The organism is Coprococcus sp. AF102-57, assembly GCF_027686195.1.
GTDB lineage: Bacteria > Bacillota > Clostridia > Lachnospirales > Lachnospiraceae > Allocoprococcus > Allocoprococcus comes.
In genome coordinates this window covers 57,118-75,256 of sequence record NZ_JAQCSY010000010.1, presented here as the reverse complement: position 1 = coordinate 75,256, position 18,139 = coordinate 57,118, and the positions used below count along the sequence as shown (strand labels likewise).

The following is an 18,139-nucleotide window of genomic DNA, read 5'->3' as shown; positions in this document are numbered from 1 at the left end:
GCACGTGAAAATTACTTGTCGAAAATTTAACAAAATAAGAGAAAACTTATCAAAAACAGTTGCGTATTGCATAAAAAGCAAGTATAATATACACGGCAGAAAATTTGATTTAATTATTAAATTTATAAAAATGGAGGGCTAGATTTATGAGCAACACAACATCATCAAACCCGGCGAGCTTAAGAATTGCCAATTTGCTCGATGAGGGAAGCTTTGTTGAAATCGGTGGACAGGTAACTGCAAGAGCAACAGATTTCAACATGCAGGAGAAAAAAGCTCCGACAGATGGCGTCATCACAGGTTACGGTGTAATCGATGGAAACCTGGTATATGTATACAGCCAGGACGCATCTGTACTTAACGGAACCATCGGCGAGATGCACGCAAAGAAGATTGCGAACATTTATGATATGGCAATGAAGATGGGCGCACCGGTGATCGGTCTGATCGACTGCGCAGGACTTCGTCTTCAGGAAGCAACTGACGCACTGAACGCATTCGGAAGCTTCTATTACAAACAGGCTATGGCTTCTGGCGTAATTCCACAGATCACAGCAGTATTCGGCAATTGCGGTGGTGGACTGGCAGCGGCAGCAGCACTTTCTGATTTTACATTCATGGCAGAGAACGGAAAATTATTCGTAAACTCTCCGAACACTATTCCGGGCAACACCGCGGACAAATGCGATACAGCAAGCGCAAAATTCCAGAGTGAAGAATCCGGAATCGTTGACGGCGTAGGAAGCGAAGAAGAAATTCTTGGCGAGATCCGCTCACTCGTAGCAATTCTTCCGGCTAACAACGAAGACAACGATGCATATGATGAATGCACAGATGATCTGAACAGAGTATGTGCAGATCTTGAGAATGCAGCAGAAGATGCAGCACTTGCTCTTTCTATGATCTCTGACAATGGTGTATTCATTGAGACAAAGAAAGCTTATGCAAAAGATATGGTAACAGGATTCATCCGCCTGAACGGAATGACAGTAGGTGCTGTTGCCAACCGCTCAAAAGTATACGATGAAGAAGGCAACACAGCAGAAGAATTCGACGGCACACTCTCAGCAATGGGATGCAAGAAAGCAGCAGCTTTCGTTAAATTCTGTGATGCATTCGGAATTCCGGTACTCACACTTACAAACGTAAACGGACTCAAGGCAACTGCATGCTCAGAAAAGAACCTTGCAAGAGAGATGGCAGCTCTCACTTATGCATTTGCAGATGCAACTGTACCAAAAGTCAATGTGATCACAGGTAAAGCATTTGGAAGCGCATATGTGACAATGAACAGCAAAGCAATCGGAGCAGACATGGTATACGCATGGCCGGAATCTGAGATCGGAATGATGGCAGCAGACATGGCTGTGAAGATCATGTACACAGATGCAGATGCAGATACATTAAAAGCAAAGACAGAAGAATACAAAGCACTTCAGTCAAGCCCGCTTTCCGCAGCTGGAAGAGGATATGTAGATACCATCATCGAACCGGCAGATACCAGAAAATATGTGATCGGTGCATTTGAGATGTTATTTACAAAAAGGGAAGAAAGACCATCCAAAAAACACGGAACAATTTAGCGAGGTGAAGCAAAGTGAAGAAAAAGATTAGTTTAGTAGTCGCAGTTCTGGTACTTGTGCTCGGCCTTGCAGGCTGCGGAAATGCCAAGACCGTCAGCTATGACAAAGATACACTGATCCAGTCTTGTGATGCTGTTTTTGATATCATTGAGAGCGGATCCATCACAAGCGACCAGATCACAGAGATGTCAGACTGGAATCAGGGATATCTGATGGCACAGTTTGAAAGCCAGACCGGTGTGCAGATGGAAGCAGACACTTTCGCAACTGCACTGGAAGGATGGAAAGCATCCCTGGAAGAATGCGGCGATTATGAAAGCCATAAAGACTATGAATTCGAGGCGTCTTCTACAGGTGTAACGGTAACTGCACCGGCAACATTTTCTGACAGAAGTGCAGACCTGGAATTCGTATTCGATGAGAATATGACTCTGGAATCATTTACAGTCAATGCTCATTACGGCATGAGCGAAATCCTTGAAAAAGCGGGACTTAACACATTACTTGGTATGGGAACTGTATTCGTAATGCTTATTTTCATGAGCTTTATCATTTCCCTGATCAAATACGTTCCTGCATTACTTAACGGTACATCCAAGAAGAAAAAAGAAGAAGCTCCGAAGGCAGCACCGGCACCGGCAGTGGCAGCAGCTGTAGAAGAAGCAGAAGAAATGGATGATACCGAACTTGTTGCAGTTATCGCAGCAGCGATCGCAGCAGCAGAAGGAACTACTACAGACGGATTTGTAGTACGTTCTATCAAGAGAAGAAAATCAAACAAATGGAATGCATAGTGCGAATAGAATCAGGAGGATTTAAAGATGAAAAACTATACAATCACAGTTAACGGCAACGTATATGATGTTACAGTAGAAGAAAACGGAAACGGAGCAGCTGCAGCACCAGTAGCAGCACCAAAGGCAGCTCCGAAAGCAGCACCGAAGGCAGCTCCAAAAGCAGCAGCCGGAGCTGGAAGCATCAAGGTAGAAGCAGGTGCGGCCGGAAAAGTATTTAAGATCGAAGCAAGCGTAGGACAGAAAGTATCCCGCGGTGATGCAGTTCTTATCGTAGAAGCAATGAAGATGGAAATTCCTGTTGTAGCTCCGGAAGACGGAACAGTTGCAAGTATCGATGTAGCAGTAGGTGATGCAGTAGAAGCAGGACAGACACTGGCTACATTGAACTAAGGAGCAACATCCTTTTGAAAAACAGGAGGTTATAACATGGAATATATCACTAACACACTGGGAAACCTCGTGCAGCAGACTGCGTTCCTCAACCTGACTTGGGGTAACTACATTATGATCGCAGTTGCATGTTTTTTCCTTTATCTTGCAATCAAGCATGGGTTTGAACCGCTTCTGCTTGTACCGATTGCATTTGGTATGCTCCTGGTAAATATTTACCCGGATATCATGCTTCATGCAGAAGATTCGGCTAACGGAACGGGCGGACTTTTGTATTACTTCTTCCAGCTGGATGAGTGGTCTATTCTCCCGTCACTTATTTTCATGGGTGTCGGTGCGATGACTGACTTCGGACCGCTCATTGCCAACCCGGCGAGCTTCCTCCTCGGTGCGGCAGCACAGTTTGGTATTTTCGCAGCTTATCTTGGCGCGATGGCTCTTGGTTTCTCTGATAAGGCAGCAGCTGCTATCTCCATCATCGGTGGAGCAGACGGACCGACATCCATTTTCCTTGCAGGTAAGCTCCAGCAGACGGCTCTGATGGGACCGATCGCCGTGGCGGCGTACTCGTACATGTCACTGGTTCCGATCATCCAGCCGCCGATCATGAAGCTTCTCACAACAGAGAAGGAAAGAAAGATCAAAATGGGACAGCTTCGTCCGGTTACACAGCTTGAGAAAATTCTGTTCCCGATCATCGTAACCATCGTTGTATGTATGATTCTTCCGACAACAGCTCCTCTGGTAGGTATGCTGATGCTTGGTAACCTGTTCAAAGAATCCGGTGTTGTAAGACAGCTGACAGAGACCGCATCCAACGCAATGATGTACATCGTAGTTATCCTGCTTGGTACATCTGTAGGTGCTACTACAAGTGCAGAGGCATTCTTAAATGTCAGCACATTGAAGATCGTACTACTTGGTCTGATCGCATTCGCATTCGGTACCGCAGCAGGTGTCCTGTTTGGAAAACTGATGTGCGTAGCCACACATGGCAAGGTAAATCCGCTGATTGGTTCAGCCGGAGTATCTGCCGTACCTATGGCAGCCCGTGTATCTCAGAAAGTAGGAGCGGAAGCAGATCCGACCAACTTCCTTCTGATGCATGCAATGGGACCGAACGTAGCCGGAGTTATCGGAACAGCCGTAGCAGCCGGAACATTTATGGCTATTTTCGGAGTAATGTAGCAACAGGAAGCGATTTGCTTGCTTGCAAGGGCAAATCGCGGTTGCTATCGAAATGTCAGACTGTGTCATCAGGCACAGAAGGAAACCGTCAGGTTTCCTTAGCGCTGCGAGCAGCGCGTATCTGACAGTGAGATAACAATCCTGGAGCTTAATAAACCTTATAATAATTGGAGGAAGATATAATGGCAGCAATTGAAAAGAAACCGATTAAGATTACGGAAACAGTTCTGCGTGATGCGCATCAGTCCCTGATCGCAACAAGACTTACCACAGAACAGATGCTTCCGATCGTAGATAAAATGGACAAAGTCGGATATCATTCCGTAGAGTGCTGGGGCGGAGCTACATTTGATGCATCCCTTCGTTTCCTGCATGAAGATCCATGGTCAAGACTTCGTAAATTCCGTGACGGATTCAAGAATACCAAACTTCAGATGCTCTTCCGTGGACAGAACATCCTTGGATACCGTCCATACGCAGATGATGTAGTAGAATACTTCGTTAAAAAATCTGTTGCAAACGGAATCGATATCATTCGTATTTTTGACTGTCTGAATGACCTTAGAAACCTTCAGACAGCAGTAAAAGCAGCTAACGCTGAGAAAGCAGAAGCACAGATCGCGCTTTCTTACACACTTGGAGATGCTTACACCTTGGATTACTGGGTAGACATCGCAAAGAGAATCGAAGATATGGGTGCAAACTCTATCTGTATCAAAGATATGGCAGGTCTTCTTCTTCCGTACAAGGCAACAGAACTTGTCGGAGCATTAAAAGAAGCTGTTGATATCCCGATCCAGCTGCATACACATTACACATCAGGTGTTGCTTCAATGACATACTTAAAAGCAGTTGAAGCCGGTGTAGACGTGATCGATACCGCTATTTCACCGTTCGCACTTGGAACTTCTCAGCCGGCAACAGAAGTTATGGTTGAGACATTCAAGGGAACACCTTATGATACAGGATTTGACCAGAGTCTTCTGGCTGAGATCGCTGATTACTTCCGTCCGATCCGTGACGAAGCACTTGACAGCGGACTTCTCAATCCGAAGAACCTTGGTGTTAACATCAAGACTCTTCTGTACCAGGTACCGGGTGGAATGCTTTCTAACCTTACTTCCCAGCTCAAAGAGCAGGGAGCAGAAGACAAGTTCTACGACGTACTTGAAGAAGTACCGAGAGTTCGTAAAGACCTTGGTGAACCACCGCTGGTTACTCCGTCATCACAGATCGTTGGTACACAGGCAGTATTCAATGTCCTGATGGGCGAACGCTACAAGATGGCAACAAAAGAGACGAAAGACATCCTGAGCGGAAAATACGGTGCAACTGTTAAACCGTTCAACCCGGATGTTGTTCAGAAAGTACTCGGAGACAATCCGGAAGTTATCACATGCCGTCCGGCAGACCTGATCCCGGATGAACTCGGAACTCTTGAAAAAGAGATGGAACAGTACAAAGAGCAGGATGAAGACGTACTCAGCTACGCACTCTTCCCACAGGTAGCTACAGACTTCTTCAAATACCGCGAGGCACAGGAGAAGAAAGTAGATGCTACAATTGCAAAAGACGGAAGTTATCCGGTATAATAGTATATTAGTAAGAACAGCTTTTTGGCAAAAAAAGCTGTTCTTTTCATATAAAAAAAGGACAGGCATATAATTTATAATAAGAAGTCAATAAAAAAGGAAATGGTTAAATGCTGTCTTGTTTTGAAGTAGAAAATTATGGAAATTTTATAGAAAAATTATCAATAGAATGGAATCAGGGCATTTCGTGCGTATTTGGAAAATGTGGAGCTGGAAAAACTACATTGTGTATGGCATTAAAAGATATTATTACTGAACAAGATTTGAAAAATCAATATATAGAAAATAATGGAAAGTTCAAATATATATTTTTAATAGAAGATATAGAAATTGAAATAGTATACGAGCGGAAAAAGAATGGGAGGATCTATTGTGGATGCATTAAAATAGAAAAAATGCTTTTTGAATTTATTTTAATGAATGAAGTAAACGTGCCTATAGATATGATAAAAAAATCAGTTAAATATGCAAAAGTAAAAAATTTGAAAAGAGAAACAGAGATTTTAGAAAAATGTATGAATATGTTTCAACAAAAGGAATATGTTGTTGAAGTTACGGAAAATGACAAGTCTGTGGAATGGAACAAGGTGAGAAATGATTTAAAGAAAGAATATTTGAAAAGAAATAGTAAGAGAACGAAAATAAAAATTATTGATGATGTGGATGATAGCGAAATAGATAGAATAAAAAAAGAAGGTATAGATTCAGAGGTTCAGATTATAGTGTTTGCGAGAAGAAGCTGTTGGATAGATGAATGTATTGCACCATTGGATAATTACTATTACATAAACGGAGGAAAGATGATAAAAATGATAAATGGGATAGAAAAAGAAATAAAAACAGTGTACCAGCTAAAAAAACTTTTTTTAAAGGGAATTTATGATATATAACTGTAGTTTTTTTACGGATGAATATTGTAAATGCCTTTTTTTTGGTGTAATATGAAAAGACAGGAGGAAAGAAGGCAATGTTAAAAAAGTTTTGGCTGAAAAATTTTAAAAATTTTAAAGAGGACTTATTGCTTGATTTATCTAAAATAAATAATTATGGATTTAGTGATAAAGCAGTTCATAATAGGACGATAAAAACCGCACTCGTATATGGGGAAAATGCGAGCGGAAAAAGTAATCTGGGATATGCTTTATTCGATATTATTTTACACTTAACAGATAAAGAAAGAAATTTTGAATTCTATCGGTTATATGGGAATCTGGAAAAAGATGAGCCGACTGAGTTTTATTACGAATTTGAATTTGAAGAAGGAAATTTGAAATATTGGTATAAAAAAGAAAGTGCACAAAAGTTACTGGAAGAAAAGGTCTGGATCAATGGAGATATTTATCTGAGATATAATTATGAAACGCATGAAGGAGAGGTACTGCTGGCAGGGGCAGAGACATTGAATACAAATCTGACAGAGAAGAACATTTCGTTTGTAAAATATGTTTCTAATAATACAGTTTTGAAGAACACAGAAGAATGTATAGTATTTACTAAATTCATGAGATTTGTCGATCGGATGCTCTGGTTCAGTTCTTTGGAAAAAAATGATTATCAAGGATATTATAACGGCACTGAAAAAATTGCACAGGGAATTATCAAACGTAATAAGGTAAAAGATTTTCAGGAGTTCTTACACGAATTAGGTATAGAATATGAATTAGTAGCTAAAGAAATAGAAGGTGAACAACAATTGTTCTGTAAATTTGGTAAGCGAGAAGTGAATTTTTATAGTGTGGCTTCGCGAGGAACATGTTCATTGACATTGTTTTATTATTGGCTGATGCATTTGGAAAATGTATCACTTGTGTTTATTGATGAATTTGATGCATTTTATCATAATAATCTTGCAACAGCAGTTGTAAAAGAACTTTTGAAACTTCCTAAGACACAAAGTATACTGACAACACATAATACAGATATCATGAGTAATGATCTGCTTCGACCAGATTGTTATTTGCGTATCCAGAACGGAAAGATTAAATCATTCAGTGAAGCAACCAATAAGGAATTGAGAAAAGCACATAATTTGCAAAAGCTTTATAATGCGGGGGCATTTGATGATTAAAAAATACATAGCGATTATTTATGAGGGTGAACGGACAGAAAAGCAGCTTGTATGGAACTTGAATCAAATCTTTTTCTCGGAACAATGCGAGCTTGTGCCGATTACGTTTCCGGCAGGAGAAAATATTTACATGTTGTGGAAACAATTAAAGAAGGACGAGTTTGAGACCGATGTAATTGAAGTACTAAGGGAGTCGAATAAAGAGGCGAAAAAAGTACTGGAAGGTTTTGAACGAAATGATTTTATGGAAATATATTTGTTTTTTGATTATGATGGCCATAATAATAATCTGAAAGCGAAAGAAAAAGATGTAGATATTCTGGAAGAAATGTTAAATACATTTAATGAAGAGACAGATTTGGGAAAGCTGTATATTAATTATCCAATGGTGGAGTCGTTAAGGGATCAATACGCATTTGAAGAAGAAAAATGTTATCGCAGATGTATGCTTGATATTGATGATATCAAAAAATATAAGAAAACAGTTCATGAAATCAAAAAATATCAGGATTTCAGACATTTATCGAAAAATGACTGGTATGATTTATGCCGAAACAGTTTACGCAAACTAAACTGTATTATAAAAGGAAGATATGAATTGCCTGAAAGAAATGATTTATTTAATGAGCTGACTCAGGACAGATTATATGATTTTCAAAAGACTAAATTTATAAAAAATGGAAAAATAGGAATTATCAATAGTTTTCCATTGTTTATTTATGAATATTTTAGAGAGTCTATATGGGAAGCTTAACAGGGGACGAGGAATCGTCCCTTGTCAAATGATACTGGAGGCAAATTGTGAGCACAAAAAATGAGTTACTGATTAGAATTGATGAGAGATATCCGAAGTTCAGCAAGGGACAGAAGCGGCTTGCGGATTACATCAAAGAAAATTATGATAAAGCAGCCTTCCTGACGGCTGCAAAGATGGGAGAGGCAGTCGGTGTCAGCGAATCAACGGTTGTCCGTTTCGCAACACAGCTTGGATATAAAGGCTATCCCGAATTCCAGAAAGCATTGGGAGAGCTGGTGCGTACCAAGCTGAATTCTATCCAGCGTATGGAAGTGACCTACGGACGGATCGACCGGAGCGAGATCCTGGCGACGGTTCTGCAGTCTGATATCGAGAAGATCAAGCAGACATTGGAATCTGTGGACAATCATGCATTTGAGCTGGCGGTGGATACGATCCTTGCGGCAAAAAAGGTTTATGTGATCGGAATCCGAAGCTGTGCACCGCTGGCAAAATTCCTGACTTTCTATCTGAATCTGATCTGTGAGGATGTGGTAGAGGTCGATACCAACAGTTCCAGCGAGATTTTTGAGCAGCTGATCCGGATCGGGGAAGAAGATGTGATCATCGGGATCAGTTTTCCACGATATTCCATGCGTACTTTAAAAGCACTGGAATTTTCCAGCAACCGGAAAGCAAAGGTAATAACCTTGACCGACAGTGTGAATTCACCGATGAATCTCTATTCCTCCTGCAATCTGATCGCCAAGAGTGATATGGCATCTATCGTAGATTCCCTGGTTGCACCGCTCAGTGTGATCAATGCACTGGTGGTTGCACTCTGCATGAAGAAGCAGGATGATGTCATCGAGACGCTGGAGACACTGGAGGACATCTGGGACGAATATCAGGTTTATTCCAGAGATGAGCTGGAGCCTGTAGAAGATGAGGTAAGGATCAAATGAGTAAAGTACTGATCGTAGGGGGCGGAGCTGCCGGTATGTTCGCATCGATCTTTGCGGCGAAAAATGGCAATGAAGTCCACGTATTTGAGAAAAATGAAAAACTTGGAAAGAAGCTTTTCATCACGGGAAAAGGCAGATGCAATGTCACCAATGCCTGTGACGTAGATGAACTTTTCCAGAATATGGTATCCAATGAGAAATTCATGTACAGCAGTTTTTACGGATTTACCAACCAGGATGTGATGGATTTCTTTGAAAATGCAGGATTGCGTCTGAAGACAGAGCGTGGCAACCGTGTATTTCCGCAGTCGGATCATTCTTCGGATGTTATCCGCACACTGGAGCTGGAAATGAAGCGAAATGGAGTACACATCCATCTTTATTCCAATGTAGAAAAGGTTGTGGCAGAGGATGGAAGATTTTCCTATCTTGTCATGGCAGATGGAAGCAAAGAAGAAGGGGATGCCTGCATTATCGCAACCGGTGGTGTCAGCTATCAGACAACAGGTTCCACCGGAGATGGCTATCGCTTTGCAGAAGCGATGGGACACAAGATCACCGAACCTGCACCTTCCCTGGTTCCGATGAATGTCAGAGAAGAGTACATTCCGGCACTGATGGGGCTTTCCCTCCGGAATGTCCAGGCAACGGTCTATGACGGAAAGAAAGAGCTGTACAGTGATTTCGGAGAAATGTTATTCACCCACTTTGGAGTAAGCGGACCACTGATTATCAGTGCGAGTGCCTATGTAGGTAAAATCCTGCAGAAAAAGCATGAGTTAAAGCTTGTGATCGATCTGAAACCGGCACTTTCCGAAGAGCAGCTGGATGCGAGAGTGCTGCGGGAATTTGATGCGAACCATAATAAACAGTTTAAAAATGCAGTTACCGGACTGTTTCCGGCAAAATTACTTCCGGTCATGATCCACTTAAGCGGCATTGATCCGGAGAAGAAGGTCAATGTGATCACAAAAGAAGAGCGGATGAATTTCGTCCATCTGATCAAGCATTTTACTGTGACATTGACCGGGCTTCGAGATTTCAAAGAGGCAATTATTACACGGGGTGGCGTAAAAGTCAAAGAAGTCAATCCGTCTACGATGGAGTCAAAGCTGGTACAGGGACTGTATTTTGCAGGGGAAGTGCTGGATTTGGATGCACTGACCGGTGGATTCAATCTGCAGATCGCATGGTCGACTGCATATGCGGCAGGAAGTAATATCTGGTAGTTTTTGGATTATAGATATCGCACAGCAATCCAGAGATGGCGCAAACAGGAAATGTGAGTGAAACAGGGAGGATATAAAATGGGATATAATATCGCAATTGACGGACCGGCAGGTGCCGGAAAGAGCACGATCGCAAAACTGGTTGCAAAGGAACTGGGATTCATCTATGTAGATACCGGGGCAATGTACCGCGGACTTGCCGTGCATTTTCTGAAAAAAGGGATCGTACCGGGAGAAGTAGAGAAGATCGAGGCAGCATGCGAAGATGCAAAGGTAGAGCTTGGCTACGAAGACGGTGTGCAGCAGGTATATTTAAATGGAGAGAACATCACTGGAGAGCTTCGAGAGGAAGCTGTTGGAAATATGGCATCCGTAAGCTCGGCAGTACCGGCAGTCCGTGCAAAGCTTCTGGATCTGCAGAGGAATCTTGCAAAAGAAAAAGATGTCGTTATGGATGGAAGAGATATCGGAACCAATGTACTTCCGAATGCGGACGTTAAAGTGTATCTGACTGCAAGTGTAGAATGCCGCGCAATGCGCCGGTTCAAAGAACTGGAAGGAAAAGGAGAAGCCTGTGATTTTGAACAGATTAGGCAGGATATCCAGGAAAGAGACGAGCGCGATATGACAAGAGAGATCGCACCGCTCAAACAGGCAGAAGATGCAACGCTGATCGACAGCTCTGAGATGGGAATTGACGATGTGGTGAAGGCAATTATTGCACTGACAAAGTAGAAAATCTGTCAGAAATCAGATTGCAGCAGCAAAAAAAGGTGATTATTGTATGGAAAGGGTAAAAATCTATAATTGAAAATACAATAATCGATAAATAATTAAAAAGTCATTAGTTTTTAGGAAAAAAGTACACAAAGCTAATGGCTTTTTTGCGCGAAAAGTCGATAAAATGTCAAAAAAGAGAATTGTACATGGAGATTGCTTTACCTTTTATACGAAATATGTTATAAATGTTAGAGAAGACGAATTACGAAAGTAATGTTTAAGAGGGTTGGGTTCACTTATGTACAGAAAGAAAACTTCCAGTTGGCTAAAACACTGGGATTTTATTTTGTTAGATTTAATATTGTTGGAAGTATCTTATTTACTTGCTCAGTGGTTACGTCATGGGACTGCATATTACAGAGAAGCACCGCTTTACCGGAATGTGTTTTTTGCGATAGCGGCGATCAATCTGATTGTGGGACTGATGATGGGAAGTTACAGGGGCATCTTAAGAAGAGGGTACTGGTTGGAGGCTAAGGCAGTCGCAAAGCACGCGATCATCGTGACCGTGTGTGTGATTGTCTATTTATTTGCAATGAAAGAGTCAAGCAATTACTCACGAGTTGTCACATTTGCATTCCCAATCATATCGATCTGCGTATTATATATAGGAAGGATTTTGTTGAAAAAATGGCTTTCCAAGCACAGAGGCCCTGCATCAGGGAAAAGAGCGATCCTTCTGATCGGTGGAAAAAAGAATTATAGAGAAATTGTGGAGGCATTTACTGGCAATCCCTACAGTGAGTTTCATGTAATGGGAATTGGAATTATTGATGCAAAAGAAAATGAAATTCCAAATTATCATGGATTCCCGGTATTTTGTGGCGAGAGTGCGATTGAAGATTTTGCACAGTTGAACTGGGTGGATGAAGCACTTTTCAGCATTCCGACAGAGCTTGCGCTTCCGGATAAACTGATCAAAAATTTCGGTATCATGGGAATTACCGTACATATCAAGCTGGCAAGAGTTGCGGATGATTCTTCCAACCAGATTGTGGAAAAGCTGGAAGGATATACGGTGCTTTCGACCAGCATCAATATGGTAAGCGCCGGTCAGCTGATCTTCAAAAGGACGATGGATATCTGCGGAGGACTGGTTGGAATGCTACTGACAGGTATCCTTTTTATCTTTGTAGCACCAATCATTTATATTAAGTCACCGGGACCGATCTTCTTCAAGCAGGTGCGAATCGGAAAAAATGGCAAAAAATTCAACATTTACAAATTCCGAAGCATGTATATGGATGCAGAAGAGCGGAAGAAAGAGCTGATGGCGCAGAACGATATCAAAGATGGTATGATGTTCAAGATGGATAATGATCCACGTATCATCAAGGGAATCGGTAATTTTATCCGTGATTACTCTCTGGATGAATTTCCACAGTTCTGGAATGTACTCATAGGTGACATGAGCCTTGTGGGAACCAGACCGCCAACAGTGGACGAGTGGGAGAAATATGAGATGCATCATCGCTCCAGACTGGCATTCAAGCCGGGACTTACCGGTATGTGGCAGGTCAGCGGAAGAAGTAATATCACAGACTTTGAAGAAGTTGTAAGACTGGATACCGAGTATATTAAAAAGTGGAGTCCGGGGTTGGATATTAAGATTCTGTTTAAGACCGTGGCAGTTGTGCTTGGGAAGGTCGGATCGAAGTAGGATTGTTGTAAAAGGTCAATAAAAAGCATACGAAATGCTGAAAAGGCTACTTCTTTTAAGTATGTAGAGTGCAGAAATGTCTACTCAACAAACAGAAGCGACGTAACATAGTCGAAAAGAACCTGTTTTGCATACTATACGGGGCACTGAAATTGGTTATATTTCACAGCTATATGAACTGAAAATGACAGATATTTATACAAAACGTTGAACTTTTAACCCCTGTGGCACAAAATTGACACGACTTTTTCAGAAGAATCATAGAAATGGCGGAAAACAGGAGAAAACAACAAAAATCCATGAGTTTATCATTAATGTCTGAAACTGCTGTTGAGTACACTATCTGACCCGCTAATGACACCTACATCATAACGGTTTGTTGAGTCATGAAAAATAGAGAAAAACAGATGATTTCTACTTCATAAAACAGCTGTTGAGTAGAGCATGTATGGTGATGATAAATACATGTTTTGTGCGGTGAGAGTGAATGATTTGCTCATAATGAACAATGAATAGTAAGAATTAGATTGAATGATATGTGCGGTTTTAACAAAACTCATGCGCCGACAGGGTTCGATTCAACAATCCAACACTTAGAAAAAACGTCATTGCAGGGTATACGGGGCTCGACTGTATAAATCATCACTTCGGTTATAGAGGAATAGAGACGAGTGTACTCAACGGATGTTTTATGGAGTAGAAAACAAGGGAAATATGATTGCTGGGGTGGTTGGATATGACAGTATAAGAAAACACTTAGCCGAGTGTGGTTATCACATAGCGGAAATTAGAGAGAAATACTATCTGTGAAGAGCAGATGTGTACATAGATTTGGTAGTTAACAAAAATGGAGGAATACATATGAGCACAGTTACTTTAGATAATAAAACAATTTTAGTCACAGGTGCGGCCGGTTTCATCGGTTCTAACCTTGTGAAACGAATTTATCAGGAGGCTCCTTCTGCTACGGTCATCGGCATCGACAACATGAATGCTTACTACGACGTGGCACTCAAAGAGTTCCGTCTGAATGAGCTGGCCAAGTATCCCACATTTACTTTTGTCAAAGGCAATATCGCTGATAAGGAACTGATCACTGAGCTGTTCGAGAAGTACAAGCCGTCTGTGGTCGTCAACCTTGCAGCACAGGCTGGTGTGCGTTACTCCATCACCAACCCGGATGCTTATGTGGAATCTAACTTGGTCGGCTTTTTCAATATCCTTGAAGCCTGCCGCCATTGCGAGAGTCTGGAGCATCTGGTGTATGCTTCATCTTCCTCCGTCTACGGTTCCAACAAGAAGGTTCCGTACAGCACGGATGATAAGGTTGACAATCCGGTTTCCCTTTATGCAGCTACCAAGAAATCCAATGAGTTGATGGCTCATGCCTATTCTAAATTGTACAACATTCCTTCCACCGGTCTGCGTTTCTTTACCGTGTACGGTCCAGCAGGTCGTCCTGACATGGCTTACTTCGGCTTTACCAACAAGCTGGTGAAGGGCGAAACCATCAAGATCTTCAACTACGGCAACTGCAAGCGTGACTTTACTTATGTGGATGACATCGTTGAGGGCGTTGTCCGTGTGATGAAGAAAGCACCGGACAAGAAGAATGGTGAGGATGGTCTGCCGATTCCGCCGTATGCTGTTTACAACATCGGTAATCAGAACCCTGAGAACCTGCTGGACTTCGTGCAGATTCTGAGTGAGGAGTTAGTAAGAGCGAAAGTTTTGCCGGAAGATTACGATTTTGAAGCTCACAAGGAACTGGTTCCGATGCAGCCGGGTGATGTCCCTGTCACCTATGCAGATACTAGCGCACTGGAGCGTGACTTCGGGTACAAGCCGAGCACCAGCCTGAGAACTGGTTTGAGGAACTTCGCTGAGTGGTACGCTGAGTTTTATAAATAAGGAAAAATAGAGGGTTAGAAAAATGAGAGAGTTTAAGGATTTAAAGATTGCTGTGGCAGGTACTGGTTATGTTGGTCTTTCCATTGCTACACTGCTGTCTCAGCACTACAAGGTGACGGCAGTAGATATCATTCCTGAGAAAGTAGAACTGATTAATAACAAGAAGTCTCCGATTCAGGACGAGTACATTGAAAAGTATCTGGCAGAAAAAGAGCTGGATTTGACCGCAACTCTGGATGCCAAGGAAGCGTATAGTGACGCTGATTTTGTAGTGATCGCTGCTCCTACAAATTACGATAGCAAGAAGAATTTCTTTGACACCAGTGCTGTGGAAGCAGTCATCAAGCTGGTCATTGAGTACAATCCGGAAGCCATTATGGTCATTAAGTCTACAATTCCGGTTGGCTATACGGCTTCCGTGCGTGAGAAGTTCCATTGCGACAATATCATTTTCAGCCCGGAGTTTCTGCGTGAGAGCAAGGCTCTGTACGATAATCTTTATCCTTCCCGTATCATTGTTGGTACTGATGTGGATAATGCTCGTCTGGTAAAGGCGGCACACACCTTTGCAGAACTCCTGCAGGAAGGCGCAATTAAGGAAAATATCGATACCTTGTTTATGGGCTTCACCGAAGCAGAGGCAGTTAAGCTGTTCGCCAACACCTATCTGGCACTGCGTGTTAGCTATTTCAACGAATTGGATACCTATGCAGAGATGAAGGGGCTGAACACACAGCAAATTATCAACGGTGTCTGCCTTGATCCTCGTATTGGCACTCATTACAACAACCCGTCCTTCGGCTACGGTGGCTACTGCCTGCCGAAAGATACCAAGCAGCTGCTGGCAAACTACGCAGATGTGCCGGAAAACCTGATCGAAGCAATTGTTGAGAGCAATAGAACAAGAAAAGATTTCATCGCTGACCGTATTCTGGAGATTGCTGGTGCTTATGAAGCAAATGACAGCTGGGATGAAAGCAAAGAAAAAGAGACCGTGGTCGGTGTATATCGCTTAACCATGAAGAGTAACAGTGACAACTTCCGCCAGAGTTCTATCCAGGGTGTCATGAAGCGCATCAAGGCAAAGGGTGCAACTGTGATTATCTATGAGCCGACGCTGAAAGATGGCGATACTTTCTTTGGTAGCAAGGTTGTTAATGACCTGGATGAGTTTAAAAAGCAGAGTCAGGCCATTATCGCAAACCGTTATGATAAGTGCTTGGATGATGTAAAAGAAAAAGTTTACACGAGAGATATTTTCCAGAGAGATTAAGATAGACGAGGGATACAGAATGAAAGGCATTATTTTAGCAGGTGGATCGGGCACTCGTCTGTATCCATTAACGAAAGTTACGAGCAAACAACTCCTACCCATTTTTGATAAACCGATGATTTATTACCCGATGTCAGTTCTGATGAACGCTGGCATCCGTGACATTTTGATTATTTCCACACCACAGGATACTCCTCGCTTTGAGAACCTGCTGGGTGATGGACACCAGTTTGGTGTGAATCTGACCTATGCTGTTCAGCCCTCTCCGGATGGACTGGCACAGGCCTTTATCATTGGTGCTGATTTTATTGGCAATGATTCTGTGGCGATGGTTCTGGGCGACAACATTTTTGCGGGCCACGGATTAAAGAAAAGATTGACTGCTGCAGTAGAAAACGCTGAGAGTGGCAGGGGTGCAACAGTATTTGGCTACTACGTGGACGATCCAGAGCGTTTCGGCATCGTTGAGTTCGATAAGAACGGTAAGGCTATTTCTATTGAGGAAAAGCCAGTACATCCGAAGAGCAACTACTGCGTGACTGGCCTGTACTTCTATGATAACCGTGTGGTCGAATTTGCTAAAAACCTGAAACCTTCTGCGCGTGGCGAATTGGAAATCACTGACCTGAACCGCATCTATCTTGAGGATGATTCTTTGAATGTTGAGTTATTAGGTCAGGGCTTCACTTGGCTGGATACTGGAACACACGAGAGTCTGGTGGATGCCACTAATTTCGTAAAGACTGTAGAGCAGCATCAGCATCGTAAGATTGCCTGCCTGGAGGAAATCGCATACCTGAATGGTTGGATCAGCAAGAATGAGCTGATGGAAGTCTATGAGGTCATGAAGAAGAACCAGTATGGACAGTATCTGAAGGACGTCATGGACGGCAAGTATCAGGAACATCTGTATTAAAAAGGGAAAGTGTAGAGGAGAATAGATCATGAATATTATTGTTACCGGTGGTGCTGGTTTTATTGGTAGTAACTTTGTGTTCCACATGCTGAAGAAGTATCCGGATTACCGGATTATCTGCTTGGACAAGCTGACTTATGCAGGCAATTTGTCCACGCTGGCACCTGTTATGGACAACCCGAATTTCCGCTTTGTGAAGGCAGATATCTGCGACCGCGAAGCAGTGGACAAACTGTTTGAAGAAGAACATCCGGATATTGTGGTTAACTTTGCGGCAGAGTCTCATGTTGACCGTTCTATCGAAGATCCGGGTGTCTTTCTCCAGACCAATATCATCGGTACCAGTGTTCTGATGGATGCTTGCCGCAAGTACGGTATCCAGCGTTATCATCAGGTTTCTACCGATGAGGTTTATGGCGACTTGCCGCTGGATCGTCCTGACCTGTTCTTTACTGAGGAGACTCCTATTCACACCAGCTCTCCGTACAGCAGCTCCAAGGCTGCCGCTGACCTGTTAGTTCTGGCTTACCATCGTACCTATGGTCTGCCTGTGACCATTTCTCGTTGCTCCAACAACTATGGTCCGTATCACTTCCCGGAGAAGCTGATTCCGCTGATGATTGCTAATGCTCTGGCTGACAAGCCACTGCCTGTTTACGGCGAGGGTCTGAATGTCCGTGACTGGCTGTATGTTGAAGATCACTGCAAGGCTATTGATCTGATTATTCACAATGGTCGCGTTGGTGAAGTTTACAATGTCGGTGGCCATAACGAAAAGCAGAATATTGAGATCGTGAAGATCATCTGCAAGGAACTGGGCAAGCCGGAGAGCCTGATTACCCATGTTGGCGACCGTAAGGGCCATGATATGCGTTATGCCATCGACCCAACCAAGATCCATAATGAGCTGGGCTGGCTGCCGGAGACAAAGTTCGAGGACGGCATTAAGAAGACCATCCAGTGGTATCTCGATAACCGTGAGTGGTGGGAGACCATCATCAGCGGTGAGTATCAGAACTACTACGAGAAAATGTACAGCAACCGTTAATAG

16 protein-coding genes are annotated in these 18,139 nt (G+C 42.7%); all 16 read left to right on the top strand.

Going from position 1 to position 18,139, the window contains the following annotated elements; genetic code table 11:
• The first annotated feature begins 146 nt into the window (after nt 1–146).
• Nucleotides 147–1,583 carry an acyl-CoA carboxylase subunit beta gene (locus PGZ10_RS08425; protein WP_270541126.1) on the top strand — a complete coding sequence of 479 codons (1,437 nt, stop codon included), beginning with the start codon at nt 147–149 and terminating at the stop codon, nt 1,581–1,583.
• A gap of 14 nt (nt 1,584–1,597) precedes the next feature.
• Nucleotides 1,598–2,377, top strand: a complete 780-nt coding sequence (locus PGZ10_RS08420) for an OadG family transporter subunit (protein ID WP_008369211.1) — start codon at nt 1,598–1,600, stop codon at nt 2,375–2,377.
• A gap of 27 nt (nt 2,378–2,404) precedes the next feature.
• The gene (locus PGZ10_RS08415; protein WP_008369209.1) at nt 2,405–2,770 is read left to right on the top strand and encodes a biotin/lipoyl-containing protein; all 366 of its coding nucleotides are present in this window, start codon (nt 2,405–2,407) and stop codon (nt 2,768–2,770) included.
• Between the two features lie 36 nt (nt 2,771–2,806).
• On the top strand, nt 2,807–3,958 hold the full coding sequence (locus PGZ10_RS08410) for a sodium ion-translocating decarboxylase subunit beta (protein WP_008369207.1): 1,152 nt from the start codon (nt 2,807–2,809) through the stop codon (nt 3,956–3,958).
• A gap of 182 nt (nt 3,959–4,140) precedes the next feature.
• Entirely contained in the window at nt 4,141–5,550 is a 1,410-nt protein-coding gene (locus PGZ10_RS08405; protein WP_008369206.1) for an oxaloacetate decarboxylase subunit alpha, read from the top strand.
• Between the two features lie 110 nt (nt 5,551–5,660).
• Nucleotides 5,661–6,440, top strand: coding sequence for a hypothetical protein (locus PGZ10_RS08400; RefSeq protein ID WP_270541125.1), 780 nt, complete (start codon nt 5,661–5,663; stop codon nt 6,438–6,440).
• Nucleotides 6,441–6,517: 77 nt separating this feature from the next.
• A complete protein-coding gene (locus PGZ10_RS08395) occupies nt 6,518–7,618 on the top strand; it encodes an AAA family ATPase (RefSeq protein ID WP_118217742.1) in 1,101 nt (366 codons plus the stop codon).
• A complete protein-coding gene (locus tag PGZ10_RS08390) occupies nt 7,611–8,372 on the top strand; it encodes a hypothetical protein (RefSeq protein WP_118217743.1) in 762 nt (253 codons plus the stop codon). The genes PGZ10_RS08395 and PGZ10_RS08390 overlap by 8 nt, the downstream gene beginning before the upstream one ends.
• A 47-nt stretch (nt 8,373–8,419) precedes the next feature.
• Nucleotides 8,420–9,319, top strand: coding sequence for a MurR/RpiR family transcriptional regulator (locus PGZ10_RS08385; protein WP_270541124.1), 900 nt, complete (start codon nt 8,420–8,422; stop codon nt 9,317–9,319).
• A complete protein-coding gene (locus PGZ10_RS08380) occupies nt 9,316–10,548 on the top strand; it encodes an NAD(P)/FAD-dependent oxidoreductase (protein ID WP_008369201.1) in 1,233 nt (410 codons plus the stop codon). Before PGZ10_RS08385 ends, PGZ10_RS08380 begins: the two co-directional genes overlap by 4 nt.
• 78 nt (nt 10,549–10,626) lie before the next feature.
• Nucleotides 10,627–11,283, top strand: coding sequence for a (d)CMP kinase (cmk, locus tag PGZ10_RS08375; protein ID WP_270541122.1), 657 nt, complete (start codon nt 10,627–10,629; stop codon nt 11,281–11,283).
• 283 nt (nt 11,284–11,566) lie between these two features.
• Nucleotides 11,567–12,988 (top strand): sugar transferase, encoded by a 1,422-nt coding sequence (locus PGZ10_RS08370; protein WP_270541119.1) that lies wholly within the window; start codon nt 11,567–11,569, stop codon nt 12,986–12,988.
• An 861-nt stretch (nt 12,989–13,849) separates the two neighbouring features.
• Complete coding sequence (locus PGZ10_RS08365) at nt 13,850–14,899, top strand: NAD-dependent epimerase/dehydratase family protein (RefSeq protein WP_024344867.1); 1,050 nt, start codon at nt 13,850–13,852, stop codon at nt 14,897–14,899.
• Between the two features lie 22 nt (nt 14,900–14,921).
• On the top strand, nt 14,922–16,172 hold the full coding sequence (locus tag PGZ10_RS08360) for a nucleotide sugar dehydrogenase (RefSeq protein WP_270541117.1): 1,251 nt from the start codon (nt 14,922–14,924) through the stop codon (nt 16,170–16,172).
• A 19-nt stretch (nt 16,173–16,191) separates the two neighbouring features.
• A complete protein-coding gene (gene rfbA / locus PGZ10_RS08355; RefSeq protein ID WP_118634115.1) occupies nt 16,192–17,088 on the top strand; it encodes a glucose-1-phosphate thymidylyltransferase RfbA in 897 nt (298 codons plus the stop codon).
• A 28-nt stretch (nt 17,089–17,116) separates the two neighbouring features.
• On the top strand, nt 17,117–18,136 hold the full coding sequence (gene rfbB, locus PGZ10_RS08350) for a dTDP-glucose 4,6-dehydratase (protein WP_118634116.1): 1,020 nt from the start codon (nt 17,117–17,119) through the stop codon (nt 18,134–18,136).
• The last annotated feature ends 3 nt before the right edge of the window (nt 18,137–18,139 follow it).

Excerpts from the sequence above, each read along its gene's own strand:
- PGZ10_RS08425 (WP_270541126.1), top strand. The coding sequence starts at position 147 with ATGAGCAACACAACATCATCAAACCCGGCGAGCTTAAGAATTGCCAAT.
- PGZ10_RS08415 (WP_008369209.1), top strand. The coding sequence starts at position 2,405 with ATGAAAAACTATACAATCACAGTTAACGGCAACGTATATGATGTTACA.
- PGZ10_RS08410 (WP_008369207.1), top strand. The coding sequence starts at position 2,807 with ATGGAATATATCACTAACACACTGGGAAACCTCGTGCAGCAGACTGCG.
- PGZ10_RS08405 (WP_008369206.1), top strand. The coding sequence starts at position 4,141 with ATGGCAGCAATTGAAAAGAAACCGATTAAGATTACGGAAACAGTTCTG.
- PGZ10_RS08400 (WP_270541125.1), top strand. The coding sequence starts at position 5,661 with ATGCTGTCTTGTTTTGAAGTAGAAAATTATGGAAATTTTATAGAAAAA.
- PGZ10_RS08395 (WP_118217742.1), top strand. The coding sequence starts at position 6,518 with ATGTTAAAAAAGTTTTGGCTGAAAAATTTTAAAAATTTTAAAGAGGAC.
- PGZ10_RS08390 (WP_118217743.1), top strand. The coding sequence starts at position 7,611 with ATGATTAAAAAATACATAGCGATTATTTATGAGGGTGAACGGACAGAA.
- PGZ10_RS08380 (WP_008369201.1), top strand. The coding sequence starts at position 9,316 with ATGAGTAAAGTACTGATCGTAGGGGGCGGAGCTGCCGGTATGTTCGCA.
- cmk (WP_270541122.1), top strand. The coding sequence starts at position 10,627 with ATGGGATATAATATCGCAATTGACGGACCGGCAGGTGCCGGAAAGAGC.
- PGZ10_RS08370 (WP_270541119.1), top strand. The coding sequence starts at position 11,567 with ATGTACAGAAAGAAAACTTCCAGTTGGCTAAAACACTGGGATTTTATT.
- PGZ10_RS08365 (WP_024344867.1), top strand. The coding sequence starts at position 13,850 with ATGAGCACAGTTACTTTAGATAATAAAACAATTTTAGTCACAGGTGCG.
- PGZ10_RS08360 (WP_270541117.1), top strand. The coding sequence starts at position 14,922 with ATGAGAGAGTTTAAGGATTTAAAGATTGCTGTGGCAGGTACTGGTTAT.
- rfbA (WP_118634115.1), top strand. The coding sequence starts at position 16,192 with ATGAAAGGCATTATTTTAGCAGGTGGATCGGGCACTCGTCTGTATCCA.
- rfbB (WP_118634116.1), top strand. The coding sequence starts at position 17,117 with ATGAATATTATTGTTACCGGTGGTGCTGGTTTTATTGGTAGTAACTTT.